General features: G+C 52.8%; 17 protein-coding genes. 7 read left to right on the plus strand and 10 right to left on the minus strand.

The features are described 5' to 3' along the window. Both C7120_RS01015 and C7120_RS01020 read right to left on the minus strand, forming a co-directional pair. Positions 1-1,506, minus strand: coding sequence for a DUF262 domain-containing protein (locus tag C7120_RS01015; RefSeq protein ID WP_107619990.1), 1,506 nt, complete (start codon positions 1,504-1,506; stop codon positions 1-3). After that, complete coding sequence (locus C7120_RS01020) at positions 1,491-2,825, minus strand: ATP-binding protein (RefSeq protein ID WP_107619991.1); 1,335 nt, start codon at positions 2,823-2,825, stop codon at positions 1,491-1,493. The genes C7120_RS01015 and C7120_RS01020 overlap by 16 nt, the downstream gene beginning before the upstream one ends. A 334-nt stretch (positions 2,826-3,159) precedes the next feature. On the opposite strand from C7120_RS01020, the gene C7120_RS01025 reads away from it, so the two are divergent. Further along, positions 3,160-4,647, plus strand: coding sequence for a phosphomannomutase/phosphoglucomutase (locus C7120_RS01025; RefSeq protein ID WP_107619992.1), 1,488 nt, complete (start codon positions 3,160-3,162; stop codon positions 4,645-4,647). Positions 4,648-4,688: 41 nt separating this feature from the next. On the opposite strand, the gene C7120_RS01030 is transcribed toward C7120_RS01025, so the two are convergent. The 8 genes from C7120_RS01030 to C7120_RS01065 all read right to left on the minus strand — a co-directional run bounded on the left by C7120_RS01030 (position 4,689) and on the right by C7120_RS01065 (position 10,403). After that, a complete protein-coding gene (locus C7120_RS01030; RefSeq protein ID WP_146154183.1) occupies positions 4,689-5,159 on the minus strand; it encodes a hypothetical protein in 471 nt (156 codons plus the stop codon). A 15-nt stretch (positions 5,160-5,174) separates the two neighbouring features. Continuing rightward, positions 5,175-5,612, minus strand: coding sequence for a hypothetical protein (locus C7120_RS01035; protein ID WP_107619994.1), 438 nt, complete (start codon positions 5,610-5,612; stop codon positions 5,175-5,177). Between the two features lie 102 nt (positions 5,613-5,714). Then, complete coding sequence (locus C7120_RS01040; protein WP_233246991.1) at positions 5,715-6,215, minus strand: hypothetical protein; 501 nt, start codon at positions 6,213-6,215, stop codon at positions 5,715-5,717. A gap of 296 nt (positions 6,216-6,511) precedes the next feature. Continuing rightward, the gene (locus C7120_RS01045; RefSeq protein WP_107619996.1) at positions 6,512-7,213 is read right to left on the minus strand and encodes an HAD family hydrolase; all 702 of its coding nucleotides are present in this window, start codon (positions 7,211-7,213) and stop codon (positions 6,512-6,514) included. Further along, positions 7,210-8,142 carry a CDP-alcohol phosphatidyltransferase family protein gene (locus C7120_RS01050; protein ID WP_107619997.1) on the minus strand — a complete coding sequence of 311 codons (933 nt, stop codon included), beginning with the start codon at positions 8,140-8,142 and terminating at the stop codon, positions 7,210-7,212. The genes C7120_RS01045 and C7120_RS01050 overlap by 4 nt, the downstream gene beginning before the upstream one ends. Beyond that, on the minus strand, positions 8,139-8,918 hold the full coding sequence (locus tag C7120_RS01055; protein ID WP_107619998.1) for a hypothetical protein: 780 nt from the start codon (positions 8,916-8,918) through the stop codon (positions 8,139-8,141). The genes C7120_RS01050 and C7120_RS01055 overlap by 4 nt, the downstream gene beginning before the upstream one ends. Then, positions 8,915-9,634: an NTP transferase domain-containing protein gene (locus tag C7120_RS01060; protein ID WP_107619999.1), complete on the minus strand. Its 720-nt coding sequence runs from the start codon at positions 9,632-9,634 to the stop codon at positions 8,915-8,917. Before C7120_RS01060 ends, C7120_RS01055 begins: the two co-directional genes overlap by 4 nt. Before the next feature lie 73 nt (positions 9,635-9,707). After that, a complete protein-coding gene (locus C7120_RS01065; RefSeq protein WP_146154184.1) occupies positions 9,708-10,403 on the minus strand; it encodes a GIN domain-containing protein in 696 nt (231 codons plus the stop codon). Positions 10,404-10,541: 138 nt separating this feature from the next. On the opposite strand from C7120_RS01065, the gene C7120_RS01070 reads away from it, so the two are divergent. The 6 genes from C7120_RS01070 (at position 10,542) to C7120_RS01095 (ending at position 21,762) form a co-directional block, all read left to right on the plus strand. Beyond that, complete coding sequence (locus C7120_RS01070) at positions 10,542-14,768, plus strand: acyl-CoA dehydratase activase-related protein (RefSeq protein ID WP_107620001.1); 4,227 nt, start codon at positions 10,542-10,544, stop codon at positions 14,766-14,768. Between the two features lie 313 nt (positions 14,769-15,081). Continuing rightward, positions 15,082-16,692: a class I SAM-dependent RNA methyltransferase gene (locus C7120_RS01075; protein WP_107620002.1), complete on the plus strand. Its 1,611-nt coding sequence runs from the start codon at positions 15,082-15,084 to the stop codon at positions 16,690-16,692. Further along, positions 16,682-18,841, plus strand: a complete 2,160-nt coding sequence (locus C7120_RS01080; RefSeq protein ID WP_369916859.1) for a DPP IV N-terminal domain-containing protein — start codon at positions 16,682-16,684, stop codon at positions 18,839-18,841. The genes C7120_RS01075 and C7120_RS01080 overlap by 11 nt, the downstream gene beginning before the upstream one ends. 10 nt (positions 18,842-18,851) lie before the next feature. Continuing rightward, entirely contained in the window at positions 18,852-20,120 is a 1,269-nt protein-coding gene (gene purD, locus C7120_RS01085) for a phosphoribosylamine--glycine ligase (protein ID WP_107620004.1), read from the plus strand. Between the two features lie 266 nt (positions 20,121-20,386). Further along, positions 20,387-21,334, plus strand: a complete 948-nt coding sequence (locus tag C7120_RS01090; RefSeq protein WP_107620005.1) for a hypothetical protein — start codon at positions 20,387-20,389, stop codon at positions 21,332-21,334. Next, entirely contained in the window at positions 21,310-21,762 is a 453-nt protein-coding gene (locus tag C7120_RS01095; protein ID WP_107620006.1) for a YqaA family protein, read from the plus strand. Before C7120_RS01090 ends, C7120_RS01095 begins: the two co-directional genes overlap by 25 nt. Position 21,763 lies beyond the last annotated feature (1 nt).

The following is a 21,763-nucleotide window of genomic DNA, read 5'->3' on the forward strand; positions in this document are numbered from 1 at the left end:
CTATTTGATATAAAACTTGTATTCAACAAAATAATGTAGGTAATTCTGATAGATATTCTTGTCATTCTCGTCAATATCTTCAGTATTAGCTTTGACCACAGCCTTGGTCAAAGGATGAATACGGCCAGCAAGTTCACTGAGCAAAATTGTCGGCGACGATGCCTCCGCAATACATTTGTAAAGATTAAACGAGTTGATACGACCATTACCCATGATATAGTTTTGAGCTGACAACCAACCCAAATTACTGTATTGCGCCCTCAATGAGTATGCCCAAATAAAATCCATGACGACAAACTGTTCAAAGATATCAATATCTAATCTTGTCGGTTTATCAGGGCAGAAACGGTCGACATAGAGCAATGCCGCCAAATCAAAGAGATTGCGGATAATTCGGTTTCCTATACCATTTTTATATTTTCTCAGATCCCGCGTTTCCACAATTTTGTTGCCATTAATGAAATAACCCATATATTTGTCGTTATTCTGAATATCCTTCAGAATATTGAAATAATGATTCGTGTAATCAAAGAATGGTTTTCCTGATATAATGGGCGCGTCAATCTGGAAAGGGTTCAATTCTCTCATTCCAGAGACAAAGGGCATAGCAGATTGATTCAACATTTCTGCATAAGCATATGCCCCCTTATAAAATTGGGCATAAGGTAAGTTATCATGTCTGCTGATTCCCTTGAATTTGTCAATATTGTGCTCATTAAGCCCCCATGCCTTATTACCATGTACCCATTCTCTTACTCTATATAAATATTCAGCAAAAAGACTTGCAAGATCCTTTTGATCGATGTTTTCCCATCGCTTTACAATTCTCTCGGTCTCTGTTTCTTCTATTCCATCCATCTCTCTAAGGTGATATGCCTTTAGTAGGTCGTGCGGATAGAGCTTTTTTCCACGAGCGTTCTGGGAATCAAAAAACTGAAAAGCCTCTGATATGTTATTAGTGATGACTACAATAAGTTCGCATTGCTGTTCGACAAAGTCACGAAGTTCTGTTATTGCACGGTCTTTGCGCAAAGCCTCCTGGTGATCCTTAAAGATATTCGTCCTTGTGTGCTCGTCTACCATGGCATCACATCGGCGTTCAAACGCTCTGAAATTATTAGCAATATTCTCCCGGGTAGATGGATTATCTGGCAATTTCTCCTTCAGAAAATCGATATGGTTTTCACAAAGTGTCGTAAGCAAAAGGACAAAAGTCATTATGCGCTGCTGACCATCCACGATATTGTAACACCTGTCGTTCTCGTTGTAATGCAGGATAAGTGTACCGACGCGATAAACTTCCTTGTTCGAATTCTTGGCATCGATAATGTCGTCAAGTAGCTGGATGGCATTCTTGGCTGTCCACTTATATGGGCGTTGGTAGTTCGGTATCTTCAAATTAATACCTTTCAATGCCTCTCCTCCACGCACTCGCGAAATCTCATTCTTTATCAGCAGTTCACCTATCTTGGCAATGCCTAACTGCAAATTTATATTGTTTGCCATTCCCCTTTTATATTCCCCTTCTTAAATATATTCTCTATCACCCCATACAGCGGCACATTCTCCATCCAGCCCTGATCCACATATCCTTTCATTGAAATACGAAGGCCCTTCAAACGGGCCTCAGGATGGTTGTCGATATAAGTTTTCATGGAACGGGCACGGACATTCTCTTCGGCTTTCACCTCAATGGGAATTACTCGGTCATCTGCCTGGATAACAAAGTCTATCTCGGCAGGGGTTGTGTCGTTACTCCAGTAATAAGGCGTGAAGTCTTGGGCAACGAGCAGTTGCAATACATATTGCTCTGTGAAAGAACCCTTGAACTCCTTAAACACATTATCACCAATGAGCATTTGCTTGGCAGGAGCATTAGCCATACAGGCAAACAAACCGCAATCGACCAAGAAGAGTTTAAAAGCGCTCAGATCTTCATAAAACTTAACGGGCAACTGGATTTCTTTTACCCTGCTCACCTTGTGAATGATTCCTGCATCAATGAGCCATTGAATGGCAAGCTCATACTCCTTGGCACGCGCGCCCTGCTTGATGACACCATAGAAAAACTTCTTGTTTTCCTTTGCCAGTTGCGAGGGCAAACTATCCAACACCTGTCCAATGCGTACGCTCTCTGTCTTGGAACTATGCTTGGAAATATCATTGCGATAAGCTTCTAAGATATTCTGCTGAAGTCTGCGCACTTCTGCAAAATCGTGATTCTGAATAAAGTGCGAAACCACTTCAGGCATACCGCCAACAAAATAATGATAGCGTAACTGCTCTATGAATTTTGGTGCAAATGCGTCTATCATCTTCCAATCGCCCTGATGATGGAGCTGTAACAAGGCATCTTCGCCATTTGCTTCTAAGAACTCTTCATAATCCATCGGGTGAATAGAGAGCATATCCACCTTGCCTACAGGAAACGAATCTCCCTGATGAAGGGTGATACCTAACAAAGAACCTGCCGCCATCACATGGTATTTAGGCGCATTCTCCTGAAAATATTTTAAGCTATGAAGGCCACGCGGCGCCTCCTGTATCTCATCAAAGATAATCAAAGTCTTTCCAGGTTCAGGCTTGACGCCCGAAATAGCCTGGACTGCAAACAATATCCGCTCTATGTTATAATCATCGACAAACAATTTCTTTGCCAATGGTTCAGCATCGCAGTTAATATAAGCCACTGACTCATAGCACGCCTTACCGAACTCTCTCATGAGCCATGTTTTGCCCACCTGCCGGGCACCAAGAAGTATGAGCGGTTTCCTATCCTTGCTCCCCTTCCATGTCTTAAGCTGCTTAAACGCTTTTCTCTTCATAATCGATTATTTTCCGCAAATATACACTTTTTCGATGATACAGACAAGGAAGCCATACACTTTTTCAATGAATACGCCATGAATTAATTGCATTTTCTCATGATAATGTATTTTTATTGTAGCAATCTTTGTAGGAGCCTCATTTTAGTAGACAGGAATAATTGTCTTTTTGTTGTTTATTTCTAAAAGTAAGCATCTCTATTGTCTTTTATGCTATTTCCTTATTATAAAAGTAGACATTTATGGTATTTTTACAGATTTTATTCGTAATATTGCAATTGTGCGATTAACCCTCCAAACAAGCAATAACATTCACAACTATCGATAAAACACTATGGACTGGAAAAAACTACAGAACGGATCGGACATTCGGGGCATTGCTCTCGAGGGTGTGGAAGGTGAAGGCGTGAACCTCACGGCGGAGGTGGCGAGAACCCTTGCAAGGGCTTTCGCCACATGGCTCACAGGAAGAAACGGAAAAAAGAAGCAGACAATAGCCGTGGGCTGCGACTCACGCCTTTCAAGTCCGGCTCTCGCGAAAGCGTTTGCCGAGGGAGCGGCTACCGCAGGCTGCAAGGTACTCGACTTCGGCATGGCGTCGACACCGGCCATGTTCGTGTCGACCATAGACGAGGGGCAGCCCGCAGATGGCGCAGTAATGATAACGGCCAGCCACCTCCCGTGGAACCGCAACGGACTGAAGTTCTTCACGGCAGCCGGCGGACTCGACAAGGGCGACATTCAGAAGATGCTCGAACTGGCACCGCAATTTCATGAAACGACAGGAAAACAGGAAGGCGGCAGCATCGAACGGACTGACTTCATGCAGAAATATTGTGAATTCCTGGTAGATTATATCCGTCGGGGAACCGGCATCGGCCCCCAGCCGCTCAAGGGGATGAAGATCATCGTAGACGCCGGAAACGGGGCAGGCGGCTTCTTTGCCAACAAGGTGCTTGAGCCCCTGGGGGCGGACACGGCAGGGAGCCAGTTCCTCAATCCTGACGGCCGATTCCCCAACCACATACCCAACCCGGAAAACAAGGAAGCCATGGCCTCCGTCTGCAAGGCCGTCCAAAACAACAGAGCTGACCTCGGAATCATCTTCGACACCGATGTAGACCGCTCCGCCATCGTAGACCGCAGCGGCTCGCCCATCAACCGCAACGCGCTCATTGCCCTCATCGCGGCCATCATCCTGCGCGAGCATCCGGGCAGTACCATCATTACCGACTCGGTAACCTCCGACGGACTGGCGGAATTCATCAGCCGCCGTCAAGGCAGGCATCATCGTTTCCGCCGCGGATACAAGAATGTCATCAACGAGGCTATCCGCCTGAATAACAGTGGAGAAGAGTCGTGGCTCGCCATAGAGACCTCCGGGCACGCCGCCCTGCGCGAGAACCACTTCCTCGACGACGGTGCCTATCTCGTGGCGAAGCTCATCATCGAGGCGGCACGGCTAAGGGTGGAGGACAAGGAACTGCAAGACCTCATCGCCGATCTGCGGCAGCCCCGCGAGAGCAAGGAGATAAGGTTCGGCATCGGCAATGCTGACTTCAAGGGCTACGGGCAGACCGTGCTTGACCACCTGAAGGGCTCCTGTACCACACAACCCGACTGGCAACTGGTTTCGCCGAACTATGAGGGAGTGCGCATCGCCTGCACCAGTCCCGACGAACGGGGATGGCTGTTGCTACGCCAGTCGCTGCACGACCCTGTGCTGCCGCTCAACATCGAGTCGGATGTCGACGGCGGCGTTGCCCGCATCGAGCATCGGGTGATGAAGCTCCTCGCCGAATTCAGGGATCTGAAGAGATAAAGGCAGGGCTGACGGCCGCCAGCCCTGATGGTCAGGTTATGCTAAAGAGGGTTGCTGTTCGTGAATTCATACCGCAGTCGCTCGCTCTTCTTGATGGTTTCCAGGGTGAGGTCGTTGCCTTCCCTGGCTACAATCTCAAAGACATAGCTGTTGCCATTCGCAGGACTCATCTCGATTCGCCCGCCAAAGCGTGAGTTGTCGGGGATGAGCACGCAGTTTCCCTCTTCAACCACTTCGGGCTCTTTCCGTCCGTTCCGGTCGGTGAAAGTAAAGGTGTATTTGCCTTTCCGGAAGTCAAGCGACATCTCCCCCCAGTAGTAATTGGCTTTGTCGATGACAGCTGTAGCCCCACCATACACCCTGATGTGCAGCAATTGCCAATTCGACCCATTGACGATTAGCTCCGCCGTGGTTTTTCCGCTGCCAGCCGGTTCTTCCTCATCAGTCTTGCTGCATGACATTACAGCCAGCGCGCTGGCGGCAAGGATTAGGAATGAAATTAACTTAGGCATTCTCATCTGGTTATACTATTTTATCTTTCTAAGGTTGATTACATTTACAGGATTTCCCTTTTCGTCGGTCTCCGTGGAAACAAGCCTGCATACGCTTTTGGTCAATTCCTCAACAAAATATGCATGATGCTCGGTCTGTCCTTTTCCATTCTTATATTCAATATACAATTCTTTTTGTTTAATAGAGCTAGAACCATATAGCCAACGGAAAGGAACGGTGCTGTCGCCTGCGGAAACATCATGCACAAACATTGTTCCCGTAAATGTACCGTTTACATACTCCTTCGCCTGGAACTCATATTCCACGCTCCCTTCTGCTACGGCACCTGCATCATACACCTTCTCCCACTTCCCATCCAGCATATGGATGTCGAACTCATCATCATCCTTACAACTTGTCAGGAAGCCTGCAAGGACGCACACAATCAAGGTAAATAAGACTTTTGCTTTCATATTTCTTTTTTATTTAAATAATTTGATACATGCTTTAATTTCATGTTTCGAAACGGGAATCATAGATACAGCCTTCTTTCTCCTCCCTCAACTTAACCCCTTCTAAACCTCGGCTATCCCATCAAACAGTAATGGCGACAACCCTTCCAACGCTTTCCGAATCCGGTCTACACCCTCTTTTGTATTTAAGTCGATATCGCTGAACGGCGCACGGTCTTTATGCAAAACAAGATAATAGATGCCACCGATCAACAGCGCGGAGATTGCCGGGAGATCCAAGCCTTTCTCCTGAAAACGCTCCTCGCTATTCCGGACAAGAGGAAGCGTGGAAAATTCTCGCAACATCGCCGTGCGCCGGGTCGTGTCATTACCTGTACTGATTTCCCACCGCAATAGTTCCGTCATGATCGGATTCTGCAATAGAGAGCCCAATAATCCTTTGAGTATTGAAGAATAGCTCTCCTTATCCAGTTTCAAATTCTTCTCCCCATTTACGATTTCGTGAAGCCAATAATCGTAGTCGCGAACGAATTCATCATAAAATTCATCCAAATTGTTGTATCGGTTATAAAAAACGGATGGTTCTATCTTAGCTCTCGTCATGATGTTTGTAACAAACACATTCGAGAAACCATGCCGTTTAATTTCCTCAGCCGCGGCATTTTTGATGGCAAGCTCTACCTCCGCTTTGGTACGCCTAACGCGTATTTTGTTTGCATTTTCCCCTGGCATGCAATATACACAATCCTAATTGTTTATTTATTCACAAAGATATGGATAAATTCTTAAATACTTGAATAGAAAAGCTAATAATTAAAATATTTTAACCAATACATATCGTATAAACGAAAACACGACTTATCTATTGATCATAGATTGTTTATAATCACCGGAATGGCTTAATCCATGACTTCCGAAAGGTGCAAGATGATCTTGTCGGGAATGCTTTCATCGTAAGACTCGTCCGTCCAACCTTCCCCTTTCAACCAGAAAGCATGACATCCTAACTTCTTCGCAGGCAGGATGTCGTTGCGGAAACTGTCGCCAACCACTACAACCTCATCGGGCCTGAGCCCCAAAGCGTCCACTCCCAACTGGTAGATGCGGGGATCGGGCTTACGCATGCCCACCGACGCGGACTCTATCACCTCACGAAAAATACCGTCAAGATGAAACTCTGCAAGAACAGTGGAGAGATTCCCATAGAAATTACTCACCAGCACGAGAGGGTATTCGCATCTGATTTTCTCCAGTATAGCACGGTTTTCCCGGGTTGTAAACTTCACCTTATTATATAAGTCGTCGAAAATGGCAGCATATTTCTCCTCCGCCGTTTCTGTCGAAACTTGCCACACGCCGTTCTCGACAAGGTGCTGCATCTCGATACGAAGCTTCCAGTCGAGAGTCTGATGGAAGGTATGGTCGGACCGAATGGCAGCATTCGCACCCAAGGCACGCTCCCCATAGACATACGCCTCGCGGAAATCCGCCTCACTGACGGCCACCCCTGCCCTTTCGAAAGCATGCCAAATCATCCGCCCCCAATGACATCCACCGGTATCGAGGGTACCGCCGTAGTCGAAAACAAATCCCTTGATCATTTCATTTCCTCCATCATTCTCGCACACAAAGTTTCATGCTTGCGGTGCATATACAGGTAAAGAACACCCAGCACCACGATCTCAATCAGGAAATATGCCCAGGGCTGGTCAAGCAGACAGGCGGCGTAGAGACAAATGGCACGAAGGTTAAACGATAACAGATTGGTGTATTTCATCAACGGACGGCTGCCGTCCAGAAACCTCTCTCTCAGCTCCCGAGGCATCGCCTCCACCTCCCCATAGGTCGACTTAAATTCAGCATAGAAGCGTTGGAAAGCCGGCGTCCTTATTTCCTGGCCCTTACAATAATTCGCATAATTATAATAAAAGGCCCTGCCGAGCCACCTCCGCTTGGGAAGCGACTCATAGATAGCCCGCTGGCGGGCAGAACTGTCAAGCTCACTACCCGATTTTCCCAACAGGAAATACAGGTGAATCTGGCGATAATAGTCGCTCAGGGAGGCCTGACGGGAATGGCAGACAAGACCCGCAACGGCTGCAAGCAGCCAGATTCCTATGCCCCAGCGCACCTCGGTGCCCGGAACGGGCTGTCCCATCATCCTCAAGCAGAGGGCAAAATAGATGCAGAAAAACCACACATCACCTGAAAAACCGTCGAGAACCCTGCCCAGAAGTGTCTTCTTAGCCGTCAGCCGGGCCATCTGTCCGTCGGTGGAATCGCAGAAATTGGCCAGCATCAGAAACATAACCCCCAGCAGGTTATGCCGTAAATCCGTGAAATAGAACATATAGCCAGCAGCCATTCCCAGAAAGATTGACAAAATCGTAATGACATTGGGATGGATGCCAAGCCGGTTCCATAGGAGTGCAAAAACCAGTCCTATGGGTCGCGTGAAATAGACATCGAGCCACTCTTCGGTATCTTTTGACTTCAGCGAAGCCCTTAATAATTCCTGAAATCTATTCATTCTTCCACCAGTTTAGCTATCTCAACGGCAGCCTCATCCCGACAAAGAACGAAACTGGGCCAATCGTTGAAGTCGATGATATAGTAGTGGCCTCGCTCATCTACGATGGCATCGCCGCCATAAACCTGAATTCCGACAAGGCGCGCCACCTTGTTGACATCCGACTGAAGCGCCTTCGTGTCAAAAAGATAATGATGAGGAATACCGTTCAGAGCCTCGTTGCCAAACTTCGAGGGCAGTCCGTCGTCGGAGTAATAGAACCGGAAAAACGCATCGCCCACCGCATAGAACTTCACCAAGTCGCCCCTGATATGGCTACTCACCACGCAATCATAGATTCCCCGGTCAGCAAATTGTCGTTTCCGAGCCTCCAAAATGCTGAGGTCAGCGCAGTAGACCACATCGTCCCTCTCCTGCGCCGCCGCGTCTCCGCGCTTCAGCCAATAGCCGTCGTGTCCGCTGGGAGGGGGCATCGGTATCTTATTTTTCCGCATCAAGGTCTCAAGACTGCTGCGACGGCAACGCTCCACGGCATACCCGCTGTTGATAACCTTACAGCCTCCCGCCTCCGCTTCTTTCAGCAATTCGAGTGTTCGAGGCAGTCGGCCCATCGACAAGATGACATCATAATTCCCCAAATGCCCCAGCGAGGATTCGCTGGTAAGCTCGACATCACCCTCCAGCCGACGGACTACCGACTCCAGAACAGCTCTGTCCCTGTCTACATAACCAGGTGAGAAACGGGCTTCCCGAAAAACTGCAAGCACCTTCTTCATCGTAAAAATTCTTCAGCTTTCTTTATATCTGAGGCATGGTCGATGTCCAGAACCTTTGAGAAGGGATATGCCCTGAGCTTCATTCCGTGCCCTATCAATGCTCTCTGGAAGTTACGCATGCGGCTTTCTCCCCGACAGATGCAATCACGGAGCACGCGAAGGGTGGCTGGAGTAAGCCCGTAAATGCCGCCCGAGACATACCTATAGCCTGAAAGATTCTCGTCATGGAACCCCCATATATTCAGTTCTTTATCCAAGTCTACATATAGGGGGCACTCGTCATCGATGTAGTCCGTTACACCCATGAGGCCGTCGAAGCCCTCCGAAACCGATATCCGGAACTTCTTGAGATATCCCTCGAATTCTTCTTCACGAAAGACCGTATCAACTGTCGTCAGTATGAATGGCTCCTCTTCCAGATATTCGCTGATTTCATAGAAACTATGCATGGAGCTCGGGGTCGACTTTACCACAAACTGTAAAGGAATGCGGCCCCCATTCAGCCCATCCCGCTGTATATTCTTGAGATGTTCCGACACCAAGGGAGTCCTGTCATTGCAGATCACGACAATCTCCTCCGCGTCATGCCGCAGGAAAATCCGCAGAAGTCGGTCGATCAGAGACTCGCCACAGACTCTTACAAAAGGCTTGGGCTCCCGAATGCCTTCTTGCGACAATCGGGAGCCTTCACCAGCGGCTATCATTGCATATTTCATTTCTCCCTGCGAATTTAATTCCTCGCAAAGTTAAACAATTTATGCAAGAAAAGAGAAACTTATGGTTGCTTTTTTATTTTCCTACGGTCAGATTCTTACTATCAATATCGCCTGAGCCCTTAAGGAGTTTGTCTAGATGATTCACATTTCCCGAGAGCGTGATGTCTCCCACCCCATACAGACGACAGCTCACACGGTCGCAATGATCGTAGTTCACATCGATATCACCAACCCCTTTCAGCAGGATGGTCGAGTGCTGGCACTTCACTTTCTCGACATCGATATCGCCCGTGCCCCTCATCGTAACATTGAGCACATCGCAGAGCACATTCTCCAGATGGATGTCGCCCGCGCCTTTAAGGCTGATATCAAGCACATCCGTATCCAGAAGTCCCTCGATGTCCACATCTCCGGCCCCTTCTACGGAGACTCCTGTAAGGTCGGGACTGGTGATATAGACATCCACCTGGTCGTGACCGGAGAGGCCCAGCAGCCTCCGCGGCTGCGTATTGTCTATCTTCAGCACCCCGTTTTCCAGCTTAAGAACAACATTTTTTACAGCACTCTCGCGGCCCACGATCCGCACCGAGGTGGTGTCAGCCTGCCGATAATGCACACTCTGATAGGTTCTGAGCTCTATTTTTTCGAACTCTCCGACCTTGTATCTGCGCTGGACGGTGTTCGACGCGCCGCGCCTCAGGCCGCTACCGCACGATACGACTACAAGTGATGCAAGGGCTATCATCAGAAAAATGGGTATTCGTTTCATTTTTTTCAACTTTTATTTGATTTATCTTTTTGACGAGGAAGATGCTCAAAAAGTTGCATAACCGCACAAAAAAAGCCGAATATTTTTTCCGTTCTGAAAAAACTTCGTAAATTTGCAGCATAATTAGGGGAGGCTATAATGCGTAACAAGAGTTGTAAAGTAGGACTGGATATAGGTTCTACAACTGCCAAGATTGTCGTCATCGACGGTCAGGACAAGCCCATTTTCTCACGATACAAGCGACATAATGCCCGTGTAGGACAACTTATATCCTCCTATTTCAATGAAATTATTGACAAGTTTGGCGACCTTGAGGTAAACCTCTGCGTTACCGGGAGTGTCGGCATGTCCACCGCCGAGCAGCTGAAGGCCGAGTTCATTCAGGAAGTCGTAGCCGCGACTGCCTTTGCCAATACCCGTTATCCGGAAGCCAAGGCATTGATAGACATCGGCGGGGAAGACGCCAAGGTGGTCTTCTTTAACGACGGAAACGCGGAACTGCGCATGAACGGAAACTGTGCCGGTGGCACAGGAGCCTTCCTCGATCAGATGTCGGTGCTCATGGGCATAGACAACAACACGATGAGCAACCTTGCCATGCAGGCCGAGCGCACCTATCCGATGGCTGCCCGATGCGGTGTCTTTGCCAAGACCGACATCCAAAACCTCATGTCGCGCAACCTGCCCGAAAGCGACATCGCAGCCTCCATCTTCCACTCCATTGCCGTCCAGACCGTTACCACCCTTTCTCACGGGTGCGACTTCCAGCCTCCCATCCTGCTCTGCGGAGGGCCGCTGACTTTCCTGCCGGCCTTGAGAAAGGCTTTTGCCCACTATCTCAAACTCGGCGAGAGCGACTTTATCGTCATTCCGGAGAGTAATCTCATACCCGCCTTAGGCTGTGCCATCCGCGGAAAGGGCGACACCGTGAAAATTTCGGAACTGCAGAAACGGCTCGCTACACAGGAGAAACAGGTATGGCACAGCGACCTCCAGCCTCTCTTCAAAGACGAGATAGAACACGAGAAATGGCTCGAGCGCAAGAATGCTTTTGCCACGGAAATCCATCCGCTGCGCAAGGGACCGATGCAGGTAGTGCTCGGAATCGACAGCGGATCGACCACCACCAAGGTCATCGCCCTCGACACGGAGAGCTCCGACATCGTGTTTTCCTTCTATACCCTCAATCTTGGCAACCCCATCAAGGCCGTAAGAGAAGGCCTCGAGAGGCTCCGAAGCGAGGCTGCCATGATGAACTGCGACCTCAGAATAACGGGGGCATGCTCCACGGGATACGGCGAAGAGCTCATCAAGGCCGCCTTCAACCTCGACGAGGGTATCATCGAGACCATTGCCCATTACCAGGCCGCGGAGAGCCTGATGCCGGATGTAAGCTTCATCCTCGACATCGGCGGGCAAGACATGAAGGCCATCTTCGTGGAAAACGGGGCCGTGGTGCGCATGGAACTCAACGAGGCATGCTCCTCCGGGTGCGGAACCTTCATTCAAACATTCGCTAACAACCTGAACTATGAGGTGCAAAACTTTGCCAAGATTGCCTGTACCGCCTCCGCCCCCTGCGACCTCGGCACCCGCTGTACGGTGTTCATGAACTCGAAAGTGAAACAAGTATTACGCGAGGGGGCGACGGTGGCCGATATCTCAGCGGGCCTCTCCTATTCCGTGGTGAAGAACTGCCTCTACAAAGTGTTGAAGCTCCGGGGCAACGATTCGCTGGGCGACAACATCGTCGTACAGGGCGGAACCATGCGCAACGACTCCGTGGTGCGCGCCTTCGAACTACTCACGGGAACGGAGGTGGCCCGCAACAACATGCCCGAGATGATGGGAGCCTACGGCTGTGCGCTCCACCTGAAGGCCGGGCTCGACGCCGCGGCCACCACGAACACCCGTACCCTGGACCAGCTGCTGGCAGGAGCGGAATACGAAACCCGCATGCTCCAGTGCCGGGGATGCGAGAACCATTGCTTCGTGTCGATGTATCAATTTCAGGGCGGACGCAAGTTTTATTCGGGCAACAAGTGCGAGCGTGTCTTCAACAACAAGGGTGATCATGCGCGGAAAGGCGAGAACATCTATACCTATAAATACCAGAGGCTTTTCCGAGAGCCGGGCATCAAGCCCAAGGAGGGCAGCCGCCGCATCGGCATTCCCCGCGTGCTGAACATGTATGAAGACTATCCTTTCTGGAGCACGCTTCTCCGCAAGGCCGGCTTCGACACCGTGCTCAGCGCCGAGTCGACCTTCACCAGATACGAGGGAGCCTTGGGCAGCGTGATGAGCGACAACATCTGCTTCCCCGCAAAGCTCGTGCACTCCCACATCCACGAACTGGAAAACCTGGGCGTGGAACGCATCCTGATGCCCTATGTGGTGTATGAGCACAACGAGGATGCACGCACGCTGAACAGCTACAACTGCCCCATCGTGTCGGCCTATTCGGATGTCGTGCGCAGCGCCATGGAGCCCAAGGTCCCCGTAGACTCTCCCGTCATCAACTTCTCGAACCTGAAACTTCTCACAAAGCAAATCGAAAAGTATCTCCACGGCATCGGCGTAAGCAAGAAGAAGGCGTCATTGGCCTTACATGCGGCCCTTGAGGCGCAGCGGTCCTACATCCATGATATCAAGGCGGAGAACGCCGTGATACTCCGCAAGAGCAGAGAGGAGGGGAAACTCACCATCCTGCTTGCCGGACGGCCTTACCACACCGACCCGCTCATCCAGCACAAACTCTCGGAGATGGTGGCGTCATTGGGCGTAAATGTCATCAGCGACGACATTGTCAGGGGCGACGACTCGGTGGACTCGGGCGAGACTTATCTCGTGAAGCAGTGGGCCTATATGAACCGCATCATCAAGTCGGGACAGTGGGCGGCGGGGCAACCCGACAACCTGCACTTCGTCCAGATGACTTCTTTCGGCTGCGGGCCCGATGCCTTCATACAAGACGAGATACGCGACATACTCAAGCGGCACGGAAAGCCGTTCACCCTCCTGAAGATAGACGATGTGAGCAACATCGGCTCGCTGAAGCTGCGCGTGCGCAGCCTGATCGAGAGTCTGAAGGCCAAGAACGACGATTACCAGCACCGCACCAGGCAGTTTGAGACCACGCGCGTCTTCCGCCAGGCCGACACGAGACGCAAGATCCTGGCTCCATACATGACCGCCTATCTCACTCCCCTGCTCTCCCCTCTGCTCGATCTCATGGGATATGATGTGGAAGTCCTGCCCATGAGCGACGACGAGAGCGCACAGCTGGGTCTCACCTATGCCAACAACGAGATCTGTTATCCTGCCACCCTCATCGTGGGCGACATCGTGAAAGCGCTCAAGTCGGGAAAATACGACCTCAAGAACACGGCCATCGTCATGACGCAGACAGGTGGACAGTGCCGCGCCACCAGCTATGCCGGGCTCATCAAGCGGGCCATGATCGCCAACGGATTTAAGGATGTGCCGCTCATTACGCTGGGCGTAGCGGCCAACGCAGAAGGCGGAAACGAGCAAGAAGGCTTCGCCATCCCATGGATGAAGTTTGCTAACATCATCACCACATCCATCCTTTACGGCGACACCATCTCCAAGATGTATCACGCCGCGGCAGTGAGAGAGCGCAAGCCGGGCGTGGCGGTCTTGCTGAGAGACAAGTTCATGCGAGAGGCCGACCCGCTTATCCGCCGCAACGACGCCAACGGACTACTCAAGATCATCGGCAACGCGGCCGCCGAATTCGATGCTGTCTGCGTGAATAAGGATACTCAGAAGGTGGGCATCGTCGGTGAGATATTCCTGAAGTTCAACCCCTTCTCCCACCAGTTCCTCGCCGACAAGATCATCAGCCGGGGCATCGAGGTGGTGCCGCCACTGCTTTCACCGTTCTTCCTACAGGAGTTCGTGAATGTCATCGCCCAGAAACACCTCGGCCTCTCGTGCTCGCGGGTGCCCGACTTCGTCGTCAAGGGCATTTACGGACTTATCCTCCGGCGTGAGAAAAAAATCAACCGGATAGCCGCGCGGTTCCGCTATTTCCGCCCGTTCACCAACATTTTCGACGAGGCCAAGGCCGTGAACGGCACCGTGTCGCTGGCCGCCCAGTTCGGCGAGGGATGGCTCCTGCCGGCCGACATCATCAGCCTGATACACGGCGGAGTGAACAACATCGTGAGCCTGCAGCCTTTTGGCTGCATCGCCAACCATGTGGTGTCGAAGGGCATCGAGAAGCGGCTGCACCGAGACTATCCGCAGCTGAACCTCGTGAGCCTCGACTTCGACTCGGGCGTGAGTGCCGTGAATGTTACCAACCGGCTGCTGCTCTTCCTCGACAACATCGCCGTCTGACCTGCCACCGACAACCCGCAACTCGTCGCAAAACCCTTCCCCGCAGGATTACAAGCCGTGTGTAACCATGTTACAAGCCGTGTGTAATCGTGTTACAAACAGCGTGTAATCGCATTACACACGGCTTGTAACAACAGCGCATGGGGCTGCCCCGGATCCCGACTGCCGTCTGCCGCCTGGGCGGCAGACATTCCAACCCTCCTGATCTCCCACTCCGGCGAGAGACGGAAAATATAAATATTTCCGGCTTTACATGTTAGTGTCTCAATTATATTTACTAATTTTGTACACGAAATAAAACCAACAATTGAAAATGGAATTTGAACTCATCGCCAAAACCTTTATGGGCCTGGAGCCCGTTTTGGCTCAAGAGCTTACCCTGCTGGGGGCAAACAATGTGCAGATAGGCCGGCGCGTGGTGTCTTTCACAGGCGACAAGGAAATGATGTATCGTGCTAACTTCCAGTTGCACACGGCCATCCGCATCCTGAAACCCATCAAGCACTTCAAGGCCCGATCGGCAGAAGATGTGTATGAAGAAGTAAAGAAAATCGACTGGAGCCAGTATATCCTCGAGGGGAAGACTTTCTCCGTAGACTCCGTGGTCTACTCCGAGGAATTCCGCAACTCCCGGTTCGTAACCTACAAGGTGAAGGACGCCATCGTAGACCAGTTTCGCGACAACACCGGCAACCGCCCCAACATCTCCATCTCCAATCCCGACCTCCGGCTCCACATCCACATCTCCGACGAGGATGCCACCCTCTGCCTCGACTCCAGCGGCGAGTCGCTGCACCGGCGCGGATATCGGCAGGAGAGCGTGGAGGCTCCCCTGAACGAGGTTCTTGCCGCCGGCATGATCCTGATGACGGGATGGAAGGGCGAAACCGACTTCATCGACCCCATGTGCGGCTCCGGCACCCTGCCCATAGAAGCCGCCCTCATAGCCCGAAACATATCGCCGGGCGTGTTCCGCAAGGGCTACGCCTTCGAAAAATGGCCCGACTTCGACGCCGGGCTCTTCGACGCCATCTACAACGACGACTCGCAGGAGCGCGAGTTCGAGCACCACATCTACGGATACGATGTGGACATGAAGGCCGTGAACCGCGCCCTCCAGAATGTAAGGGCGGCAGGCCTGACCAAGGATATCACCATCCGGATGCAGGACTTCAAGGACTTCCAGCAGCCCGGCGAGAAGAGTATCATCGTGATGAACCCGCCCTACGGCGAGCGCATCTCTACCCCTAACCTCCTGGCCACCTATAAGATGATCGGCGAAAGGCTGAAGCATGCCTTCACGGGCAACGAGGCCTGGATACTCTCCTACCGCGAGGAGTGCTTCGACCAGATAGGCCTGAAGCCCTCGATCAAGATTCCCGTATTCAATGGCAGCCTCGAATGCGAGTTCCGGCGCTACCAGCTCTTCGACGGCAAGATGAAGGAGTTCCGCTCGGAAGGCGGCATCGTGCAGACCGAGGAGGAACGCAAGGAAATGGCCGAGAAGCACCGCTTCAAGAAAGAGCGTGAGTTCAAGAAGCGTCTCGAGGAAAACGAAGAGAATGAAGAGGGCGACATCCGCTCCTTCAAGTTCCACTCCCTGGAGCACAACCTGGATCGAGACCGCCGCCGATTCCGCGATGACAGGGGAGACCGCGACGGCTGGCACAACGACCGGGGAGAAAGAAGAGACGAACGCAGAGGATGGAGAGACGACCGTGGAGACCGCAGGTTCGATCGCGGAGACCGGCCTTTCGGCCGCAACGAGCGGCGTGGCGACAGGCCATTTGACCGCGACAGGAGACGCGACGACAAGCCTTTCTTCGGCAAGGGCGACCGCCGCGGCGGCAGGAATTTCGGCCGCAACCACGACAACCGGGACTTCGGAAACAACAAGAGGAGATATGACGATGATGAAGATTAAGGCATTCTTGTTCTGCTTAGCCGTTACAATGACAGCCTCCGCACAGAAATCATTCACGCTCGAAGACCTCAACTTCGGCGGAAAAAACTATCGCAACATGGTTCCCCGGACGCAATACCACGCCTGGTGGGGCGATGAACTCGTGCGGCTGGACAAGGAGGAGTGCCGCCTCGTGAACAAGAAAACGGGCAAGGAGACCCCGCTCTTCAACATAGACGACATCAACCATCAGGCCGGCTATGTAGTAGTGCCGGAGCCCGTAACCGTCAGCAGCCTTTACAACGCCTCCTTCCCCTATGCCGGCAAACCCCTTGTGTTGCTCGACAACGGCACGGAACGCTTCCTCTGCGACTTCAGGAAGAAAGAAATCGTGTGGCTCCTGAAGAAGCATCGGGAGACATCGGCGGAATGGAACGCCGACAGCCGGGCCTTAGCCTATGTGCAGGACGACCAACTTTTCGTGAACGACGGACAGGAAGCCCGCCGCCTCACCACCGACGGAAGCCGGGAAATCGTCTACGGGCAGAGCGTCCACCGCGACGAGTTCGGCATCAGCAAGGGACTCTTCTGGAGCCCCGACGGCATGCGACTGGCCTTCTACCGAATGGACCAGAGCATGGTGAAGGACTATCCGCAGGTGAACATCTTCACCCGTGAGGCCGACTATGAACCCGACAAATACCCGATGGCAGGCGAGACATCGCATAAGGTTACCGTCGGCGTATACGACCTGAAGACCCGAAAGACCCTATACCTGCAGGCCGGAGACCCCACCGACCGCTACTTCACGAACATCAGCTGGAGCCCCGACAACCAGACAATCTACATGTTTGAGCTGAACCGCGACCAGAACGACTGTTGCCTCGTGAGCTACGATGCCACGACCGGAGCCAAGATAAAAGAACTCTATCGGGAGACCCACGACAAGTATGTGGAGCCTATGCACCCCATCGTGTTCCTGCCGTGGGATGCCTCACGCTTCATCATGCAGAGCCAGAAAGACGGTTACAACCACCTCTACCTCTTCGATCGGCAAGGTAAGCAGCTCAGGCAGATTACCAGCGGCAAGTGGGAGGTGGAGAATCTGCTCGGCTTCGACCGGCAACACAAGGCCGCCATCATCGAGTCGAACGAGCTCAGTCCCATCCAGAAGAACCTCTTCTCGGTGAACATCGCCACCGGAAAGCGCACCCTGATCGACGAGACGGGCGACGGATGGCACGCCGGACAGCTGAGTGCCAGCGGACGATATATCCGCGACAGCTACTCCGCGCCCGAGGTTCCCCACAACATCAGCGTAGCCGAGACGGGCCGGAAAGCCCACACCCGACTGCTCACCGCCGACGACCCATGGAAGGGATACACCGTTCCGGAGTATTCCATGGGCACCCTGAAAGCGGCCGACGGCACCACCGACCTCTACTATCGCATGGTGAAGCCGGTGGGATTCGACCCCTCGAAGAAGTATCCCACCGTGGTCTATGTCTACGGCGGACCGCACGCGCACAATGTGGATGCCCGCTGGCACTACGCCTCACGCTCCTGGGAGACCTACATGGCACAGAAGGGATACCTGCTGTTCATACTCGACAACCGAGGCAGCGAGAACCGCGGGCGCGCCTTCGAGCAAGCCACATTCCGCCAATTGGGGACGGTAGAGACCGAAGACCAGATGCAGGGAGTGAAGTTCCTGCAGAGCCTTCCCTATGTGGACAGCGACCGCATCGGCGTGCACGGGTGGAGTTTCGGCGGATTCATGACCATCACCCTGATGACGCATCACCCCGAAGTGTTCAAGGTGGGCGTGGCCGGAGGTCCCGTCATCGACTGGAAATACTACGAGGTAATGTACGGCGAACGCTACATGGACACCCCGCAGAGCAATCCCGAGGGCTACGAACAGGCCTCGCTGCTTCGTCAGGCCAAAAACCTGAAAGGCAAGCTGCAGGTCATCATCGGCTACAACGACAAGACCTGCGTGCCGCAGCACAGTCTGGCCTTCCTCGCCGAATGCATCAAGGCCGGCACACAGCCCGACTTCTTCGCCTATCCCGGCGAGCCCCACAACATGCGCGGCCATCAGAGCGTGCACCTGCATGAGCGCATCACGCAGTATTTCGAAGACTATCTGAAACCCCTCAAGAAATAAACAGCCAACTATGAGAATCCTATTATTAGGCAGTGGCGGGCGCGAGCATGCGCTGGCATGGAAGATTGCCCAAAGCCCCAAATGCGAGAAACTCTACATCGCCCCGGGCAACGCCGGGACAGCGAACACGGGCGAGAATGTAGCCATCGGCGTAAACGAGTTCGACAAACTGAAGGACTTCGTCTCGGAAAACCATGTCGACATGGTCGTGGTTGGCCCCGAAGACCCTTTGGTAAAAGGCATCCAAGACGAGTTCAAGGCCGACCCGCGCACAGCCGCCGTTCCCGTCATCGGCCCTTCCAGGAAGGGTGCCGTGCTTGAGGGGAGCAAGGATTTTGCCAAGGGATTCATGAAGCGACACGGCATCCCGACCGCCCGCTATGAGACTTTCGACGGCACCACGGTCGAGAAAGGCCTCCGGTTTCTCGGCACCCTGCAGCCTCCCTATGTGCTGAAAGCCGACGGACTGGCAGCCGGCAAGGGCGTGCTCATCGTACCCACACTCGAGGAGGCCCGCCGAGAGCTGCGCCTGATGCTGGACGGCATGTTCGGAAACGCCTCCGCCAAGGTGGTCGTAGAGGAGTTCCTGAGCGGCACGGAGTGCTCTGTGTTCGTGCTGACAGATGGAAAACACTACCAGATCCTGCCCGAGGCCAAGGACTACAAGCGCATCGGCGAGCACGACACCGGGCTCAACACGGGCGGAATGGGCAGCGTGAGCCCCGTGCCCTTTGCCACCAAGGAGTGGATGCGGAAAGTGGAAGACCGCATCATACGCCCCACCGTCGAGGGACTCAGCGACGAGGGCATCGACTACAAGGGCTTCATCTTCTTCGGGCTCATCAATGTGGGGGGCAATCCGATGGTCATTGAATACAACTGCCGCATGGGAGACCCCGAGACCGAGAGCGTAATGCTCCGCCTGAAGAGCGACATCGTAGATCTCTTCGAGGGCGTGGCCCGGGGCACGCTCGACCGGTATTCCGTGGAATTCGACCCGCGTGCGGCCGTCAGCGTGATGCTCGTGAGCGGAGGATACCCGCAGGCCTACCAGAAAGGCTACCCCATCGAGGGACTCCAAGAGGTGAAAGACAGCATCGTGTTCCATGCCGGAACGGCAATCAAGGACGGTCGTGTGGTGAGCGACGGAGGCCGCGTCATCGCCGTCTCCTCGTATGGCAGCGATAAGGAAGAGGCCCTGAAGAAGAGCTTTGAGCAAGCACAGAAAATCCGGTTTACCAACAAATATTTCCGCCGCGACATCGGACAGGACCTGTAAGGCTGGCCGACCGCCGGACAGAAAGCCGCCGGAAGGAAACATCCCATCCGCCACAGAAAAAGCTTCCGGCCGTTGGAAGAATGACAAAATCGGCGATTTCGTCCTACAATTTCGGCGATTTTGTCCGACAATCTCGCTGATTTCGTCCCACTATCTCGCCGATTTTGAAAAACCGGCGGATGCCGAAAGAGAAACCAGAGACAACGAAGAGAGAACCAACCCGTTAGAAAACGACAAAAAGCTTGCCTCCGAGCAAGTCCCCATAGATGCAGAAAAGACTACAAAACAAGATTGCCAAGAGCAGGATGGCGCTGCCGATGACACTGGCTTACACAACCGCCGTCTACCTGGCGGGCGGACTGGTGGAACACCGGCTGTGGCTGCCGTTCGGCTGTTTGATGCTGGCCGTATTCCTGTTCGTTCAGCTCAACAACGCCAACGCCCTCATCCGCATCTACAGTCGCATGGTGTCGTGCTCGTTTGCCGTACTCTCCACGGCGGCCTTCTTCCTCTCTCCACGCGTTGAGAGGAGCGTGGTCTCGCTCTGCGTGATTGCCGCCTACCTCTCCCTCTTCAGCACCTATCAGGACCGCCAGTCGATGGGACGCGTGTTCTATGCCTTCCTCTTCCTCGGCATCGCCTCCACCCTGTTCGTGCAGATGCTCTTCTTCGTTCCGGTCCTGTGGATTCTGATGGCCGTGAACATCCTCTCGCTGAGCTGGCGCAATTTCTGGGCCTCGATTCTCGGACTGGCCTTCCCTTACTGGTTTGTGGGCGGATTCCATGCCTACACGGGACAAATGGATGTGTTTTTAAACTACTTTCTGCAACTCGCTGATTTCGAATGGTTCATGAACTATGAGCATTTAACCTGGGCTCAACTCATCACCTTTGCCTATGTGGCCATTCTCGGACTGACAGGTTCCATACACTTCCTGCGCAACAGCTTCCTTGACAAGATTCGCACCCGCATGCTTTTTGAGTTCTTCATCACGATGGAAGTCCTCACCGTGGCGTTCCTGATTATCAACCCCGTGCACTACGATTTCCTGCTTGAAATCCTGATCGTCAACACCGCACCTCTTATCGGCCACTTCATCGCCCTCTCGAAAACCCGTCTCACCAACATCGCCTTCTGCCTCATCTGCGCCTCAGCAGTGGTACTCACGGCCTGCAACCTGTCTGGAATATGGAATTTCTCGTTGACATCCTGACCGGCTACGGCTACTGGGGCATGCTCCTTGCGGCCTTTCTGGCCGGCAGCTTCATTCCCTTCTCCAGCGAGGCCGTCATGATCGGGCTCATGGCGGCAGGACTGAACCCCACCGCTCTACTTGTCTACGGCAGCATCGGCAATGTGTCGGGGTCGCTCCTCAACTACTTCGTAGGGCGCATGGGCAAGGCCGAATGGATAGAGCGCTACCTACATGTAACGGACAAGAACATGCAGAAAGCACAGAGATTTCTCGCCGGACACGGAGCCTGGATGGGATTCTTTGCCTTTATCCCCATCATCGGCAACGCCATCACTATTGCCCTCGGGCTCATGCGCGCCAACTTCCCCATCACCCTCACGAGCATCGCCGCTGGAAAAATTCTGCGCTATCTGCTGCTCCTCGCCGGACTGACTCTGATATTTTAAA

The organism is Prevotella sp. oral taxon 376 (genome assembly GCF_003043945.1).
Lineage (GTDB): Bacteria > Bacteroidota > Bacteroidia > Bacteroidales > Bacteroidaceae > Prevotella.

Coding starts and splice junctions, on each gene's coding strand:
- C7120_RS01015 (WP_107619990.1), bottom strand. CDS start 1,506: ATGGCAAACAATATAAATTTGCAGTTAGGCATTGCCAAGATAGGTGAA.
- C7120_RS01020 (WP_107619991.1), bottom strand. CDS start 2,825: ATGAAGAGAAAAGCGTTTAAGCAGCTTAAGACATGGAAGGGGAGCAAG.
- C7120_RS01025 (WP_107619992.1), top strand. CDS start 3,160: ATGGACTGGAAAAAACTACAGAACGGATCGGACATTCGGGGCATTGCT.
- C7120_RS01030 (WP_146154183.1), bottom strand. CDS start 5,159: ATGCCTAAGTTAATTTCATTCCTAATCCTTGCCGCCAGCGCGCTGGCT.
- C7120_RS01035 (WP_107619994.1), bottom strand. CDS start 5,612: ATGAAAGCAAAAGTCTTATTTACCTTGATTGTGTGCGTCCTTGCAGGC.
- C7120_RS01040 (WP_233246991.1), bottom strand. CDS start 6,215: ATGACGAGAGCTAAGATAGAACCATCCGTTTTTTATAACCGATACAAC.
- C7120_RS01045 (WP_107619996.1), bottom strand. CDS start 7,213: ATGATCAAGGGATTTGTTTTCGACTACGGCGGTACCCTCGATACCGGT.
- C7120_RS01050 (WP_107619997.1), bottom strand. CDS start 8,142: ATGAATAGATTTCAGGAATTATTAAGGGCTTCGCTGAAGTCAAAAGAT.
- C7120_RS01055 (WP_107619998.1), bottom strand. CDS start 8,918: ATGAAGAAGGTGCTTGCAGTTTTTCGGGAAGCCCGTTTCTCACCTGGT.
- C7120_RS01060 (WP_107619999.1), bottom strand. CDS start 9,634: ATGAAATATGCAATGATAGCCGCTGGTGAAGGCTCCCGATTGTCGCAA.
- C7120_RS01065 (WP_146154184.1), bottom strand. CDS start 10,403: ATGAAACGAATACCCATTTTTCTGATGATAGCCCTTGCATCACTTGTA.
- C7120_RS01070 (WP_107620001.1), top strand. CDS start 10,542: ATGCGTAACAAGAGTTGTAAAGTAGGACTGGATATAGGTTCTACAACT.
- C7120_RS01075 (WP_107620002.1), top strand. CDS start 15,082: ATGGAATTTGAACTCATCGCCAAAACCTTTATGGGCCTGGAGCCCGTT.
- C7120_RS01080 (WP_369916859.1), top strand. CDS start 16,682: ATGAAGATTAAGGCATTCTTGTTCTGCTTAGCCGTTACAATGACAGCC.
- purD (WP_107620004.1), top strand. CDS start 18,852: ATGAGAATCCTATTATTAGGCAGTGGCGGGCGCGAGCATGCGCTGGCA.
- C7120_RS01090 (WP_107620005.1), top strand. CDS start 20,387: ATGCAGAAAAGACTACAAAACAAGATTGCCAAGAGCAGGATGGCGCTG.
- C7120_RS01095 (WP_107620006.1), top strand. CDS start 21,310: ATGGAATTTCTCGTTGACATCCTGACCGGCTACGGCTACTGGGGCATG.